Origin of the sequence: Paraburkholderia xenovorans LB400 (assembly GCF_000013645.1) — a bacterium.
GTDB lineage: Bacteria > Pseudomonadota > Gammaproteobacteria > Burkholderiales > Burkholderiaceae > Paraburkholderia > Paraburkholderia xenovorans.
In genome coordinates, this window is sequence record NC_007953.1 from 17,568 (window position 1) to 33,593 (window position 16,026).

A 16,026-nucleotide genomic window follows, 5' to 3' on the forward strand; every position below is an offset into this window, starting at 1 on the left:
CGGTTCGCGCGGGCGCTTTTCAGGGTTCCGCCGTATGCGGCATAGCGTTCCGTCGACGACTGCACTACTCTCATTGAAGGGTGGTACAGGGTGGCGATCTGCCGACAGGCGGTCGCGCGCAGTACGGCACCAAAGTGGAAAGGGCGGGAGCGAAGACAATGGCGCAAGCTCAGATAGCCGGGACTCTCGTGCAGGTTCTCGCACAAATACCGGACGCGGTCGTGCTCGTGGACGAGGACGGCGCAATCGGCTTCTTCAATCCGGCGGCCGAAGCGCTCTGGGGTTTGACTGCCGCGGCGGTTCTTGGCGCGGATGCCGGCATGCTCCTGCCGCGCGGAATCCAGCCAGCCGGCCACGGAGTGCAAACCGGCAACGTCGACGGCCCCGGCTTGGCTCTGCAGATCGAGCGCAACGATGGCGTGATGCGCCGGGGCCAGATGTCGATACACGGGTTCGAAGTGGCCGGCCGCAGATTTCGCGCGGCTTTCATCCGCGACATAACGGACCAGCACAGACAGTGCGAAGAATGGCAGCAGTTATTGCGCGTGGTGAATGGAAGCGACAACGCGATCATCGTGGCCAGTCTTGATGGGAGCATTTCGTTCATCAACAGCGGCGTCACCAGAATGCTGGGATACGCGGCTGCCGAAGTCCAGGGCCTGCGCCTTGTCGAACCGTTCGCCGGCGTGCACACGAACATGGCGGCGGTCGAACGCATCCAGTCCGCCGCGCGGGAGCCGTCGACGCCAGATCACCCGTTCCGCCAGGATCTGCTCGTGTACACGAAGGGCGGCAGACCGCTCTGGGTCAATGTGGGGATCACCGTCATTACGGACAACGCGGGCGCACCGGTCAACCTTCTCGCGGTGCTGACCGATATCACGCTGACCAGGATGCGCGAGGAGCTTCAGCAAAAGGTGCTAGATGCGATGGCGCGCGAGTTGCCCGCGACCGAGGTTGCCGGAATCTTGTGCCGGGAGGTGGAGCGCATCGCGCCTGAAGTCGTGGCGACGTTTCTGCGCGTGGACGACGGGCGGCTCTTCACGCTGGCCGCGCCACGCTTGCCCGTCACCGTAACCCGGGCGATGGATGGCGAGTCGATCGGGCCGTGCGCCGGCTCATGCGGTACCGCCGCCTGGCGGGGCACGCCGGTCGTGGTGACGGACATCGCCAGCGATCCGTTGTGGACCGGTTACCGCGATCTGGTGCTGCCGCTCGGACTCGCCGCGTGCTGGTCGTATCCGGTCAAGGGCGCCGATGGCTCGGTGCTTGGCACGTTCGCGTTCTATTACCGCGAAAATCACGGCCCGGTTGCATTCCATCAGAGTCTCGTGGACATGGGACTGAGTCTTTGCGCGCTTTTGCTCGAACGCGAGAAAGCACGCATGCGCATTCATCAGCTTGCGTTTCACGACACGCTGACCGGCCTGCCGAACCGCAATATGTTCGAGACCCAGGCGCAGCAGCTTCTGAACGACGCGCGCCGCACGGAACGCGAACTCGCGCTGGTGTTCATCGATCTCGACCATTTCAAGCGGGTCAATGACACCAGGGGGCACGCGACAGGCGACGAGGTGCTCTGCGAGACCGGCCGCCGCTTCAAGTCAGTGCTTCGGGACGGCGATCTGCTAGGCCGTCTCGCCGGCGATGAATTCGTCGCGATTCTGCCGCATTGCGGCGTGCATCAGGCGACGGGCATCGTCGAGCGTCTGCTTGCCGCGACTGCGCCGCCGGTGGTCGTGGCGGGTGCGCCAATCCACGCGAGCGCCAGCATCGGCATCGCGATGTATCCCGCGGACGGCGAGCACGTTCCGACACTGCTGCGCCAGGCCGACATTGCGATGTACCACGCCAAGGCCAGGGGCCGCGGCCACTTCTGTTTCTTTCGCGAGGAGATGAGCCGCAACATCCAGGAGCAGGCAATGCTGGAGGCCGACCTGCGCGTTGCGTTGAAACACGACCTGCTCGATCTTTGGTATCAGCCGCAGTTCGACGCCGCGAACGGCCATGTGCTTAGCGGCGTGGAGGCGCTGCTGCGCTGGAATCACGCGACGCTGGGCAGCGTGCCGCCGGTGCGCTTCGTCGTGCTGGCGGAAGAATGCGGATTGATCGGAGAGCTGGGCAAATGGGTGACGCAGCGGGCGTGCCGTCAACTCGCGGACTGGCGTGCCCGAGGCGTGGAGATTCCGCGGGTGTCGATCAACCTGTCCGCCAGCGACTTTCGCGACAGCACGCTGGCCGAGCGGGTTGCGCGGACCTTGCTCGCGCATGGTTTGCAACCGCACGACCTGACGCTCGAGATGACGGAGAGCGTCATGCTGGGCGACGAGCCGGGAGTTCTGTCGATGATCGACGAGCTGCACCGTCTGGGCATTCAATTGTCGCTGGACGATTTCGGCACGGGCTATTCGAGCCTCGGTTATCTTCACCGCTTGCCGCTCGACGAACTGAAACTCGACAGGAGCTTCGTGCGCGATCTCGATCACAGCGACTCGGCGCGCGCGCTGACCTCGACGGTACTGCGCATCGGCGAGAGCCTGAACATCAAGGTCGTCGCCGAGGGCGTGGAGACCGATACACAGCGACAGTTTCTGGTCGAGCATGGCTGCCCGGTGTTGCAAGGCTATCTGCTTGCGCGCCCGATGGCACCGCATCTGCTCGAAGAATGGCTGCGCGCGGCTCATGCGGGCTCGCGCATTTGACGGCGCGATGGAACCTGACCGCGGCGGCCAGTCTTTGACGTAGCTCACGCAGCACCGATTTAGATCGCCAGGGCGAGCCTGCACTTCGCCCCGCGCAACACCATTCTGCTTGCAACCGGATCCGGCGAAACGGGTGAGTTTATCCATAAAGCATAACTTGCCCGACTTTCCACACACGTCATCAATGACGGGCTCACTATGGACCCGCTGTCCGCTACGGCAGCTAACCCTATGGAGCTAAAAAATGAAAAGCGTCTTTGATCGGACTAAACAGAGGCATAGCCGGCCGGCGTTGCCGGCTTTCGTCACATCGCGCGTCGAGCGGTATTACCGTGAGCGTGTGCAGGAAACATGGGGCGGGGGGCATATCATGCGCGGCCGTATCGCGGGGCCCGATGCGCTGCACCTGTCGAGCAACGACTATCTCGCGATCGCCCGGCACCCGGACATTATCGGCAGCATGGCCGCGACGCTGCTTGAGAACGGCAACGGGTTGTTGATGTCGGGCATTTTCCTGCACGGCGATTGCCCTCAACTCCAGTTCGAAAACCGGCTTGCGACGTTCATGCAGGCGGAGGCGGGCGTGCTGTGCCAGTCGGGCTACGCGGCCAATACCGGGCTGATCCAGTCCATCGCGTCGGAGCAGACGCCGGTCTATATCGACATGATGGCGCACATGTCGTTGTGGGAAGGCGTTCGCAGTGCGGGCGCGGTGCCGGTCGCGTTCCGGCATAACGACGCCGCGCATCTCGAGCAGCAGATCGGACGCTATGGGCAAGGCATCGTGCTGGTGGACTCGGTGTACAGCACGACTGGCAGCGTATGCCGGCTCGTCTCGCTCGCGGACGTATGCGAACGGCACGCGTGCGTGTTCGTCGTCGACGAGTCGCATTCGCTCGGCACGCACGGTCCGCGTGGCGCAGGGCTCGTCGTCGAACTCGGACTGCAGTCCCGTGTCGCGTTTCGCACCGCCAGTCTCGCGAAGGCGTTTGCCGGCAGAGCTGGTTTCATTAGCTGTCCGGTCGATTTCCAGGAGTACTTCAAGTTCGAATCGAATCCGGCCATTTTCAGTTCCACGCTATTGCCGCATGAAATCAGCGGGCTCGATGCGACACTGTCGGTGATCGAATGCGCCGACCGGCGGCGCACGAGACTCGCGTCGAGCGCCGCATGGCTGAGGCAGCGGTTGACGGAACTCGGATACAACCTGAACGGCAGCAGGAGTCAGATCATCGCCCTCGAAGCCGGTACGGAGCAGCGCACGATCGTGTTGCGCGACGCATTGGAGTCGCGCGGCATTTTCGGCTCGGTGTTCTGTGCGCCCGCGACGGCACGAAATCGGGCGCTGATCCGCCTGTCGATCCACGCGGCGCTGAGCGACGCCCAGGTCGAAAAGATTGCCAGCGTCTGCCGTGACATCCGTAGCGAGGTCGAACTCGACAAGTGGCCGTCCACGCGACGTCTCGGCGATGAATTGTCGGCGCGCAGACGCCAACGCGAGACCGCCAGCGAAGAGACCGCTGTGACGGCTTGATACGCGCCCGGCATGGAGTTCGGCTTTCGCGAACTCCATGCCTTTACAGGTCGCGGTCGAGCCGTTCAAGGTAGCGGTCATAGCTGAGCACCTGGCTCAGATCCAGCCCCGGCGGGTTGGGAATGACCGCGTAGACGTAATTCTGCCGGCCGCTGAATTGCGTTGCCGGGTGCATGTAGTTTTCCCATGCCGTGCAATCGGCGGGGTAATGTCCTTCGGTTTGCCAGAAGTACGGCAAGCTCCGCCGACTATCCAGCGCCGCCAGAAACTCTGCCGGCGCTTCCTGTTCGACGGCTATTTCACGCAGGCCGCGCAAGGTTTCGTCGGTGTGGACGATCAGCAGATAGGATTTGCCCGCGCTGTCGAGCATGAGCAGCCCGCCCGGGCAGTACGACAGATAGTGCTCGACAATACCCAGCGAGGCCGCAAGTTCGGCCACCCGCGCAGCGAGCGCCTCGTCGCGCAGAAACGCGTACTCCGAGACCGCGAGGGTATCGAGTATCGACTGGCACACGTCGTCGAAATAGGCGTTCTGCAGGTCGCGCACCGCGCGATTCAGTGCCGGCACCGCCGACGCGTCCTGCTTGCGGATGAAGCGATGAATGATGCCTTCGTTGAAGCTCTGCACCGCGATGTGTTCGTCCGCCTTGCCGGTCAGCATGATCTTGCGCACGGCAGGGTCGGTCATGCGGCGGCAGAACTCGAGACCGTTCATGCCGGGCATGTCGTAATCGACGACCACGACCGACGTCGCCAGAAAACGCTGCGCGTTGTGAACCTGTTTGCGGACCGTGTTGACACTCAGCGCGATGACCTGGTGAGCGAGATCCTCGTCGGTGCGGTCGCGAAACGGCGCGAACAGCGGTTCGTCCGACGGCCCCGGCCGGGGACGGCTGTTCACGAATTCGAGCGCCTCGCCCGGCGAGCTGAAGAGGCGGAAGGCAAGCTGCGGGTCAAGCTGAAGGCACAGATTCGACAGGAAGGCCGCGCTGTCGTCGACGAACGTGACGGTGGTCGGAAAATAGAATGGTTTGATCGTGTGCATCGTTATGGCCGGGGAAAGGTCAGGACAAACTCGGTAAACATCCCTTCGACAGACTTGCAGTCGATGGCGCCGCCCACCCCGCGCATCACATCGCGACAGAAAGCGAGACCGATGCCGGTACCGATCGAGGCGTCGTCGATCCCTGCGGACGACGTATAGAAGCGGGTAAAGATGTGTGGAAGAACATCGGGCGCAATACCGGCGCCGGTATCGCGAAACAGAAGCTGGTTCGTGCGCGGGCCGCTCACGAGCCGGATCGAGATCAACGCGCTGTCGACGCTTGCCATTCCGCGCAACGCGTTTTTCAGCAGATTGAACAGAACGTGGACCATCAGCATCTCCGAGCCGTGGAAGGTAAAGTCCATGGCAAGGTCGGTGAGCACCCGTTCACGCTCGCCCTCGCGAAACGGATAGCGCTCGAGCGCGGTCCTGACCGACTGCGCAATCGAGCAAACGGCCGCACCATGAGTGTAGCCACCTGTGAAGCGCGCGTTCGCGAGCAGCATGTCGATGATCGCGTTCGAATGAATGGCCTCCTGCTCGATGCGGGAGAGCACGCCATCCATTGACTGAAGATGCACGAGGCGGATCTTCGGAACCGGCAAATCGCTCTGTTGCGCAATCGAGTAGGTTTCGAGCAGCGACGGAAGATAGTGGCCAAGACCCGAGGCGCCGGCGCGAATGGCCAGCAGCGGCGTGCGCAGCTCGTGCGCGATGCTGCTGGCGGTGGCGAGCATCGCGCGTTCCTGCTCGATTCTGATGCGGTCCATGTCGTAGTTCGCCACGACGCCGATGGCGACCGCGAACGAGAAAATCGCCAGATGGGCCGCATAGGCCGCATGGAGCACGACCGGGTCTGTTGTCAGCCAATAGGCGAGATACGCGACCCCAATGCCGGTAACGAAATTGAGGAGCAGCATGAACCAGTCCAGCAGCAGCACCATGACGAAGGCCGCAATCAATGCGCTTTCGATCCATACATTGGAGCCGTTATTTTTCAACAGCATGAACGTGAAGAAGAACGGCAACGAATAAAAGATCGTCGCATACCAGTAGTACGGCAGGAACTTCCTTGTGCGCGCCGGCCAGCGGTCCGAAAACAGGATCGGAATAAACAGCGCGGAGCCGACGAGCCGCAGCGGCAGGTTTTCGTATGGCTGTGGAAAGAGCGCGTGCCAGACGTAGAAATAGAGCGGGAAGCCGACGATAGCGACCATCGCGAACGGGCGCATTCTGCGCCGCATGTAGTGCAGGTTGCGCGCGGCGGGAACGAATGCCTGGGCAAGAAGTGGGCGTATCGCCATTAACTTGCGAATGCCCCACGGCGAGATTCCGGTTGTACTCATTTGTATGGGGCCAGAAATTGACCAGAAATTTCCGGAGCGGCTCTTCGACCAACGAACGCTCCCTGTTCGTATGCGCTGTTCGAGGCACTCCGGCATGCGTATGTACCACGCGATTCAGGCACTACGCCGCGACGATGACGGCCGGGTGAATGCGAATTCTGATCCACCGCATCGTCAATGTCACGGCAAATGAACGAATTCCGGATCAGGCAACAATAGACCGTGCGGTGCGACATTGAGTAATGAACGGTAAAGAGAACACTGATTATGCAAACTGGATCGAATGATGCATGCGGGAAATGATGCAAGCTCGCCGTAATAGAATTATGACCCGGGCAATCAATCCCGACAGTCATCTGATTCTAATTGAGTGATTCAGATTCGACATGCGGGAATAAATGAAGATAAACATATGACCGGCGATGCACCGCGCGGCGTCAACATTGGTCGGTGAAGGTCCTTCGCAAGCCTGCTCACCAGGGGCTTTATCTTTTCCACGGCAGTCCTGGGCGAAGTCATGCAACAATGCCATTTGGATACGACCAGCACCGGTCGTCACGCTGTGTGTTTTCCAACACGACAAGAATTCCAATGCGACGATGAAGGTTACCTAGTCCAGCCTGAACAAACCGTGGAGCCTTAAGCGTCGGGGCTTTCCGGCGGAAATCGTGTTGTTGGAATTGCACAGACCTGGCATATTGCTGCGTATAGCCTGCAAATTCTGACGAGGTTTAGATGGGTCCGAAGGCGCCTGTAACGGAGAAGGATTTGTTCCGGCATCCACTGCGCGAACAGATCAATCTCAAGCATCCACTGGTACGGCTGGCCGGGCTGATCAATTGGGAGCGGCTCAGTGCATCGATGAGCGCGAGTTTCGTTTCGGGTAAAGGCAGACCTGCGAGTTCGCCTCGACTGATCGCGGGTCTGCTGTATCTGCAGCACGCCTTCGACCTCTCGGACGAGGACGTTGTGTGGCAATGGGTTGAGAACCCGTACTGGCAGGTTTTTACGGGCGAGACGTACTTGCAGACCGAACCACCGATCGATCCGTCCAGCCTCACGCGATGGCGCAAACGGTTGGGAGAAGCCGGTGTCGAGGAGTTGCTCGCCGAGACGATCGACGCGGCGAAGCGTGCCGGAGTGATCAAGGCGTCAAGCGCGAAACGCGTAATCGTTGATACGACCGTGATGCCCAAGGCGATCGCACATCCGACTGACTCGCGACTGCTGGAGCGCTGTCGTGAACACCTCGTGAAGGCAGCTGCGCGGCACGGCCTGAAACTGCGGCAGAACTACAACCGCGAAGCACCACGCCTGGCCACCCAGATCAGCCGCTACGCGCACGCGAAGCAGTACCGGCGGATGAGGAAGGCAGTGCGCACCCTGCGCTCGCGTGTGGGCCGCGTCATGCGCGATGTCGAACGGCAACTCGATACGGTGGTTGATAACAGGCGAGCTGACCTGCAGGAACTGATTGCCCGCACGAAGCGAATCCTGACGCAGAAGACGAAGGACAAAAACAAGCTGTACGCGCTGCACGCGCCGGAAGTCGAGTGCCTGGCCAAGGGTAAGGCGCGCACGCCATACGAGTTTGGCGTCAAGGTGTCGATCACGACGACACACCGGGAAGGGCTGGTGGTGGGTGCCCGCTCGATGCCGGGCAATCCGTACGATGGACATACGCTGGAAGAAGCGCTGGAGCAGGCAGCGATTCTCAGCGATGTCAAACCTGAAATCGCGATCGTCGACCGTGGTTACCGGGGCGCTGAGCCAGACGGGGTGAAGGTCTACCATCCCGGCCTGCGACGCGGCATCACGCGCACGTTGCGCGCCATGATCCGGCGGCGCAGCGCGATTGAACCAGCGATCGGTCATATGAAGGCCGACGGCAAACTCGACCGGAACTGGCTCAAGGGCGCGCTCGGGGATGCGATCAACGCAGTGCTATGCGGTGCCGGCCACAACCTGCGCATGATCCTCAGAAAGCTGCGGCGTTTTTACGTCCTTGTACTTGCCGCATTGCTCAACCGCTCCGCGGCTTCCGCTTCGACACCGTGAACGGCGTCGTCACCGAAAACGAATTATTCAGACCCGACTACCTACGCGCTTCTCATTGCCGCCGTGGCTTTTGGCGCGAGTTCGAGCCGGGCGTTTGCCCAGGAGCTTGCGCTGTACACGGGGCCGTTGACCGGCGAGCACAGCCATTCATATTCCTGGTCGATCGACTATACAGAGGGATTCGGTCGTTACTTCGCCAGCAGTATCACGTGGCTCAACGAAGGGCATATCCCCGATCATCACCGCGATGGTCCGGTGGTTCAGCTATGGGGCCGGCTGCCGTTGATGGAGCGGCGTTTCGTCGTGGCGCTCGGCGTCGGGCCGTATCGCTACTTCGACACGGAAGCCGCCACGCAGGGGGCGGGCTATTCGAATACGCACGGCTGGGGCGTGGTCTATAGCGCGCGTGCCAGCTGGTATTCGTCGCAGCGCTGGACGGCCAATCTGCAACTCAATCACGTGCAGGTGACGAACGGCGCTTCGACCACCGCGGTGATGTTCGGTGTCGGCTATCAGCTGGACGCGCCCGGCACGCCGGGCGCGCGCGACTTTGCGCTGCCGCGCGCGAGCAAGGTCACGAACAACGAAATCACGCTGATGGCCGGCGCGACGATCCTGAACAGCCTCGAGTCGCAGACCTCGACGGCGCAGGCAATCGAATACCGGCGCGGACTGACGAACTATCTCGACGCGACGCTCGGCTATCTGCACGAAGGCAATGGCCTCTCCGCGCGGCGCGACGGCGCGACCGCCCAGCTCTGGCTGACGCGGGCTTTCCTCAACGATCATCTCGCGCTCGGTGTCGGCGTGGGTGCTTATGCGGCGATCCATCATGGCGATTCGAGCGACAACCGGGACACAGGCGACGGAATTCTGTCGGGACTCGTGTCGATATCGGCTTCGTATCGCATCACGCAGCACTGGTCGGCTCGTTTGACGTGGAATCGCGTGATGACGCGTTATAGCCGCGACACGGATGTGATTCTGGGCGGCGTAGGCTACCGGTTCTAGGAGCCGGCGCTTACGCGATCTTCGGTCCGGCATATCGGATGCGAATGCCGCAGATTGGGAACCGCGCACTCGCTCCAAAAAAAGCGCAGTGTCATGCAGCGGAGAAATATTCGGCGTTTCTCATTGCCGATTTCCGCGGCGTCATGAAGTTTCGGATCTCTCACGTTGAAATCCCCGCAAGACATGCATAAAGGATTGCGATTGCCAATAGCACGTGATCAGGATCTTCCGTTCAGCATGAAATCGCCCCGTATTAAGTGAAATTACCGATGTTTTTCTAGCCAGACTCCATTCCTGAATTACCTGTCTGGTTGCGAGACCTCATTGGCGTAAACCAAGATTCGGTCTACTTTAGATAGAAGGTATTCCTGGTCTGCTGGGGGCTTGTAGAGCGGGTTGGCAAGGCATCCGTTCAGCTTGAGACGTTGGTCGACTTTGTCGATGGGTGAGCTTCCTTTAAGGACTCGCTGTCGTCGTCGATTGTAGGCACGGTTGAAGCTTTTCAACAAGACTTCAAGATCTGCATGGCCGGCAATGTTGATGCCAAGGACTTCGCTTGCGACGCGGCCGTTGAAGCGCTCGACCATGCCATTAGTTTGTGGCGTATAGGGTTTGGTTACGCGACGGGTGACTTTGAGTTTCGCGCAGGCGCGCTCGAAGTCATCAGCGGTGAAACAGGATCCGCGATCCGTCAGCACATGGGTGATGCGGAAGGGAAAGGCCTTTCGCGCTTGTGCCAGGAAGGCGATTGCATTGGTTGTATTTTCGGCGTCGTAAACGGCGAGGTGCACAAAGCGAGAGCAGCGATCGATGGCGACATAGAGGTAGCGCTTGCGCACCTCGCCGTCAGCGGTGCGCAGCTTTGGCAAGTGTTTGACGTCGATATGGACGTAGCCGAGATCGTATTCCTTGAAGCGCCCCTGACCTTTCTCAGGAAGTGACGTCGGCTTTGGAGGGCGCCGGTTGAGGCCTTCAGATTTCAGCACGCGGTAGATGCTGTCGCGATTGAGATGCGGCAGGAAATGGCCCAGCACGAAGCCCAGGTCGTCAAGGGGGAAGCCCGTAGCACGCCGCACCGCACAGATGATGGCGCGTTCCTCCTCACTAGCACGCCATCGCAGGCGTTTGGGTCTGCTCGATCGGTCCTGGCATGCCTGCTCACCGCGCTTACGCCATTTGCGCACTGTCTCAGCGCTGATGCCGTAGCGCCTGGCGACGACGCTCGTTGGTTCCGTGGATCGTGCGATTTCTGCTCGTACCACAGGGGTCGTTCGAGCCTGGGGATGGATTTGCATCATGCCCGCACCTCATCAATCACAGGTTGAAAGCACCACGCGTACTCGGCTACAGCCCATGCTACCTGATCCCAATGACGTTCCGCAACCAGACAATTACCCAGCACGGAGAGTCGCTAATGGCGCCCAGGCGTAGTGTGTTCCGCGCAGAGGCGGGTGATATTCTTGCGGTTTGCTGCATTGATACATGCGGACGCTGTGAGAACGCGCTTTCTTTCAATTGCAGGGCGCCTGACCAGCAATACGTTGTTTCATGAAGCGGCGCGGTGCTGGGGGCTTCGGGCAAAAGGCGAAGACGCGGCAACAGCAACAGAAACGGGATCCAGGGTCATGAACGACAGGCAAGACATAGCGCCAGACAGCACAGCCGCGCGAGTCGCATTGTGGCGTGCTCTGCACGTCGAGCTCGACCCGCCGCCACACGTGATGGAGGACGAAATCGGCCTTCAACTGCTCGCTCCGGGCGAAGATTGGCGCCATCGCGGCGACATGGACCCGCGGTTCACGCGTCCCTTCCGGGCGTCCATCGTGGCGCGCGCGCGCTTCGTTGAAGACCTGGTCGTGGAGCAGGCCGGCCGCGGACTTACGCAGTATGTCATTCTCGGCGCCGGCCTTGACAGCTTCGCACAACGCAGGCCGGAGATCGCATCCCGTCTCCGGGTGTTCGAGATCGACCGTCCGGGTCCGCAGGCATGGAAGCGTCAGCGTCTGGTCGAGCTGGGTTTCGGCATGCCGGACTGGCTGCGTTTCGTGCCGGTCGATTTCGGGGCCGGACAGGGCTGGCGCGGCGGGCTCGCAACCGCTGGCTTCGACGACAGCAAGCCGGCCATCGTCGTTTCCACCGGCCTCAGCATGTATCTCACGCGGGATGCGAACGCGGCCACGCTGCGCGAGGTCGCGGCGCTTGCCCCGGGATCGACGCTTGCCATGACCTTCCTGCTCCCGCTGGAGAGGGCGGACCCCGAACTGCGTCCCGCGCTGGAAATGGCGGAGAAGGGCGCGCGAGCGGGCGGCACACCTTTCCTGAGCTTCTTCACGCCGGCGGAGTTGGTGGCGCTTGCCCACCAATCCGGCTTTGGAGAAGCACGGCACGTGTCGGCTGCCGATCTCACCCGGCGCTACTTCGCGGACAGGACAGATGGTCTGCGTCCGCCGAACAATGCGGAGGAGCTGCTGGTGGCGAAGACCTGACTGCCGGAACAGGCCGTACCTGCCCGAGCGGTCGTTCCCGGGCGGCCCGGTTGCTCATAGCTTGCGGAGATTGTTCTTCATCGGAAAGAATTTGAGGGCGGCAATCACCGGGCCTCGCGCGCCGCCAAAAGCAGCGATGTCACGGGTGCCGTCCCACGCGCGTGTCGCCTGTCCGCCGACCGCCTGCCGATAGCGCCCACCCGCCTGCCGATAGCGCCACCCGCCTGCCGCCGAACGAACGGTGCTCACGGGCAGCCTCATCGTCCGTCGTACTCGTCGTGGCGTCGCCACCAGATGCCCGATTCGTTGCGTCCTTTGGGCGCGCGGTCCAGCCACTGGTACATGCCCCACAGCGCGTCCACCCCGCGCGCGTAGGCGGAATAGGTGTGATAGACGACGCCTTCCTCCAGCGCGAACGCGCTCACGCCCGGCCGCTCGCGCGAGTAGGTGGCCGCATCGGTGCCGGACATGGCCGCGAATTCGACGACGGGCTGCGGTGCCGGTGTCGTGTCCATCGCATGGCCGCCGCGTTCGTAGTTGTATTCGATGTCGCCGTTGCGCTGTTGCTCGTCGGTGAAGGAGACATTGAAGTCGAAGTTGAAGTCGCCGACCGACGACGCCCAGGGAAACGTCCATCCCATCCGCCGCTTGTACGCCAGCAGTTTCGCGAGCGGCGCGCGCGACACCGCCCATAGCATGACGTCGTGGTTCGCCAGGTGGACGGCGAAACCGTCGAAGCCGTCCGCGATCGCCGAACACGACGGGCACCCCGCCTGAAAGTCCGGCCCGAACATGAAGTGATAGATGAGCAGTTGCGAGCGTCCCTTGAAGAGGCCGGCCAGCGACGCGTCGCCTTCATCGGTTTCGAACCGGTAGGTCTGGTCGACCTGAACCCACGGCAACGCCTGACGTTGCCGCGCCAGTTCGTCGCCGCGCCGGGTCCATTCCTTTTCTGCCTTGAGTAACTCGCGCCGCGCAGCCAGCCACTGTTCGCGCGTTCCGGTCAGGTGGGTCGTCATGCGTTCCTCCGTCGGTTGTACTGCGCCGCCCGGCGGTGGCCGAAGCGACGTCGTGTACGGGTTGATGGTCGTGCTAGATTAGTACCGGGCTTCGCACGGACGGGAGTGACAAGCGTGGCGGGATCTGGCTTACCCATGGACTCGCTGATCACGGCCGCGGCGCGTGCGCTCGCGGCGGGTGATCCGCTCGGCGCACTGGATCGCATCGCGCTGCGCGACGACGCGCCCGCGCTCGCGCTTCGCGGTATTGCGATGGCACAGCTCGGGGATCTCGTGCGCGCGAAGGCGCTCGTGCGAAGCGCGGCGCGCGCGTTCGGTGCAGACGGTGCTGTGGCCCGCGCGAGATGTATCGTCGCCGAGGCGGAGATCGCGCTCGCGTCGCGCGAGCTGGGCTGGCCCGCGAAGGCGCTCGACGCCGCGCGGGCGACGCTCGAAGCGCACGGCGACCGCCTGAACGCCGCGCATGCGCGGTATCTGGAGGTTCGGCGCCTCGCGCTGGTCAATCGTCTCCGCGAGGCCGAGCAAACGCTTGCCGGGCTCGCGCCCGCGCTGCTGCCGCCCGCGCTGAGGGCGGTCCATGAACTGGCTGTCGCGGAACTCGCATTGCGCCGCCTGCGGACGAAGGCGGCCCGCACGGCGCTCGCCCGGGCCGCGCGCGCCGCGCGCCGCGCGGGCATCCCGGCGCTGACGGCGGAGGTCGAGCACGCATCGCTCGTGCTGAGTACGCCGGCGGCGCGTCTGATTGCGCACGGCGAGGAAAGGCTCCTGCTGCTCGACGAGGTGGAGGCGTTGCTGGCGTCGAGGGGGCTCGTCGTGGATGCGTGCCGTCATGCCGTGCGTGACGCGGATACGGTGATTTCTCTCGCCAGCCGTCCGGTGCTGTTCGCGCTGGCCCGTGCACTGGGTGAAGCGTGGCCCGACGACGTGCCGCGAGACACCCTCGTCGCGCGGGCTTTCCGGGCCAGGCGCGCCGACGAATCGTATCGCGCGCGCTTGCGGGTCGAAATCGGGCGGCTTCGCGCTGAACTCGGAACGCTAGCGGGCGTAAGCGCGACGAGGCGCGGATTTGCGCTGACGCCGCGCGGGCCAGCCGAGGTTGTCGTGCTGGCGCCTCTCGTGGAAGGGGAGCATGCACAGGTGCTCGCCTTCCTTGCCGACGGCGAGTCGTGGTCGAGTTCCGCGCTCGCGCTGGTGCTCGGCGCGAGCCAGCGCACCGTGCAACGCGCACTCGACTCGCTGGCGACAGCGGGCAAGGTGCAGTCGTTCGGCCGCGGACGAGCGCGTCGTTGGATCACTCCCCCGGTACCGGGATTCGCGACGACCTTGTTACTCCCCACTTTCCTATCCGACGATTAGGATGGCGACATGAATCGATCAGCGGCCACAATCATCCGTGAATATGGACCCTTTCCGGGTGTCGATAAAGTGCATGGGGTCACCTACGACGGTCAGCAAGTCTGGATTGCGGGCGGAGACCGGCTGAACGCAATCGATCCGGCAAGCGGCGAGACGCTGCGTTCAATCGAGCTTGCCGCTGATGCGGGAACGGCCTTCGACGGCAAGCACCTGTTTCAGATCGGCGGCGGCCGCATCCAGAAGATCGATCCAAACACCGGCCGTGTGCTCGCCACGATTCCGGCGCCTGGCGGGGGCGGCGATTCAGGCCTCACATGGGCCGAAGGGACACTCTGGGTGGGGCAATATCCGGCGCGGAAGATCTATCAGATCGACCCGGAAACAGGCGCGATTCTTCGCACTATCGAGTCCAATCGCTTCGTCACCGGAGTGACCTGGGCTGACGGAGAACTATGGCACGGCACCTGGGAAGACGGCGCGAGCGAATTGAGGCGCGTCGATCCTCGAACGGGCGAAGTGCTGGAGAGCATCGGGATGCCGGTGGGAGCAGGCGTGTCGGGGCTCGAGTCCGATGGCGGTGATGGCTTCTTCTGCGGGGGCGGGGATAGCGGCAAGGTGAGAGCTGTCCGGCGGCCAACGGGAGAACATGCGCACAGCAGCGGCTCCGGAATTCCTGTCGATTCGGCGAGCGACTGATCGGCCTTGTCCAACGTCGAGCGTTGCCGTGCCGGCGGCGACGGACCCACCGCGTGCCGGTCATGTCCACGGCCGCCCCGGCCGGTTCGGAAAATCCCGACGGGCCGTTGAAGGGCATGCGTCAGCGCCGTGCAGCGGGATGTTCTTTGCCCGGAACGCGAATCGCGTTGCTGCCGGGAACAGGAAACCGAACGTGTCGTGGAACGGGCAGCCGAAGCCAACTAGCGTCCTATAGCGGCACGGATCGGTCAATAGAGAGCTGTGCCCTGTTGATCAATAGCAACGGCCGTCCGATACTCGGAGCATCGTCCCTTTGCTTACAGGATCATGGCCACGCGGACTATGGGAGCAGACCGATTCGCCGCCACTCTTTCCTGGCTCGAGCGCGGGGCCGTTCGTGGTGTCAGATGGGACCGTCGGATTCCGGCAGATCGCATCTCGCGAAATCCGGTGGCAGAGAAAGCCAAGGTGAGCGTCGCCGCGAACGGAGCGCCTTCCGCTCAGGAGCGCGCGGCAATCGGGCTCGTGCGTGAGCTTGCCGGAAGATACCGCGAAACGGCGGACGCAGCAAGCACGGGACCGAGGTGGCCCTGAAATGGCGCGCACCGATCTGGCCGTACTCGCAGGCGTGGCGATTCTCGCGCTGGCCTGTCTGGTCGTGTGCAGTATGTATGTGTACTGGAGCAGTGACAGATACCGTGACCGACAGCGGCGACTCGAGCCGCAAGCAACCGGTACTCCGACTCGGGCCCGGGCGACCGGGCGGAATGACG

12 protein-coding genes are annotated in these 16,026 nt (G+C 62.7%); 7 read left to right on the plus strand and 5 right to left on the minus strand.

Going from position 1 to position 16,026, the window contains the following annotated elements; all coding sequences use genetic code 11:
• Positions 1 to 158: 158 nt before the first annotated feature.
• Entirely contained in the window at positions 159 to 2,702 is a 2,544-nt protein-coding gene (locus BXE_RS36825; RefSeq protein ID WP_011493202.1) for a sensor domain-containing protein, read from the plus strand.
• 244 nt (positions 2,703 to 2,946) lie between these two features.
• Positions 2,947 to 4,236, plus strand: a complete 1,290-nt coding sequence (gene cqsA, locus BXE_RS36830; protein WP_011493203.1) for an alpha-hydroxyketone-type quorum-sensing autoinducer synthase — start codon at positions 2,947 to 2,949, stop codon at positions 4,234 to 4,236.
• Positions 4,237 to 4,279: 43 nt separating this feature from the next.
• Here the strand turns inward: cqsA and BXE_RS36835 are convergent, their stop codons facing one another.
• Together BXE_RS36835 and BXE_RS36840 are read right to left on the minus strand one after the other, a co-directional pair.
• Entirely contained in the window at positions 4,280 to 5,281 is a 1,002-nt protein-coding gene (locus BXE_RS36835) for a response regulator (protein ID WP_011493204.1), read from the minus strand.
• Positions 5,282 to 5,283: 2 nt separating this feature from the next.
• A complete protein-coding gene (locus BXE_RS36840; RefSeq protein WP_233518875.1) occupies positions 5,284 to 6,627 on the minus strand; it encodes a sensor histidine kinase in 1,344 nt (447 codons plus the stop codon).
• Positions 6,628 to 7,362: 735 nt separating this feature from the next.
• Here BXE_RS36840 and BXE_RS36845 point away from each other — a divergent pair.
• Together BXE_RS36845 and BXE_RS36850 are read left to right on the plus strand one after the other, a co-directional pair.
• The gene (locus BXE_RS36845) at positions 7,363 to 8,685 is read left to right on the plus strand and encodes an IS5 family transposase (RefSeq protein WP_011493206.1); all 1,323 of its coding nucleotides are present in this window, start codon (positions 7,363 to 7,365) and stop codon (positions 8,683 to 8,685) included.
• A gap of 63 nt (positions 8,686 to 8,748) precedes the next feature.
• Positions 8,749 to 9,696: a hypothetical protein gene (locus BXE_RS36850; protein ID WP_011493207.1), complete on the plus strand. Its 948-nt coding sequence runs from the start codon at positions 8,749 to 8,751 to the stop codon at positions 9,694 to 9,696.
• A gap of 299 nt (positions 9,697 to 9,995) precedes the next feature.
• On the opposite strand, the gene BXE_RS44900 is transcribed toward BXE_RS36850, so the two are convergent.
• Positions 9,996 to 10,994 (minus strand): IS481-like element ISBxe4 family transposase, encoded by a 999-nt coding sequence (locus BXE_RS44900; RefSeq protein WP_011493208.1) that lies wholly within the window; start codon positions 10,992 to 10,994, stop codon positions 9,996 to 9,998.
• A 327-nt stretch (positions 10,995 to 11,321) separates the two neighbouring features.
• Here BXE_RS44900 and BXE_RS36860 point away from each other — a divergent pair, with 327 nt between their 5' ends.
• Positions 11,322 to 12,182 (plus strand): class I SAM-dependent methyltransferase, encoded by an 861-nt coding sequence (locus BXE_RS36860; RefSeq protein ID WP_011493209.1) that lies wholly within the window; start codon positions 11,322 to 11,324, stop codon positions 12,180 to 12,182.
• Between the two features lie 54 nt (positions 12,183 to 12,236).
• Here BXE_RS36860 and BXE_RS36865 read toward each other — a convergent pair whose 3' ends face one another.
• Positions 12,237 to 12,431, minus strand: coding sequence for a hypothetical protein (locus tag BXE_RS36865; protein WP_148223088.1), 195 nt, complete (start codon positions 12,429 to 12,431; stop codon positions 12,237 to 12,239).
• Between the two features lie 8 nt (positions 12,432 to 12,439).
• Positions 12,440 to 13,201 carry a DUF899 domain-containing protein gene (locus tag BXE_RS36870; RefSeq protein ID WP_011493210.1) on the minus strand — a complete coding sequence of 254 codons (762 nt, stop codon included), beginning with the start codon at positions 13,199 to 13,201 and terminating at the stop codon, positions 12,440 to 12,442.
• Between the two features lie 135 nt (positions 13,202 to 13,336).
• Here BXE_RS36870 and BXE_RS36875 point away from each other — a divergent pair, with 135 nt between their 5' ends.
• Together BXE_RS36875 and BXE_RS36880 are read left to right on the plus strand one after the other, a co-directional pair.
• The gene (locus tag BXE_RS36875) at positions 13,337 to 14,557 is read left to right on the plus strand and encodes a hypothetical protein (protein ID WP_011493211.1); all 1,221 of its coding nucleotides are present in this window, start codon (positions 13,337 to 13,339) and stop codon (positions 14,555 to 14,557) included.
• A gap of 9 nt (positions 14,558 to 14,566) precedes the next feature.
• Positions 14,567 to 15,253: a Vgb family protein gene (locus BXE_RS36880; RefSeq protein WP_011493212.1), complete on the plus strand. Its 687-nt coding sequence runs from the start codon at positions 14,567 to 14,569 to the stop codon at positions 15,251 to 15,253.
• Positions 15,254 to 16,026: the final 773 nt, after the last annotated feature.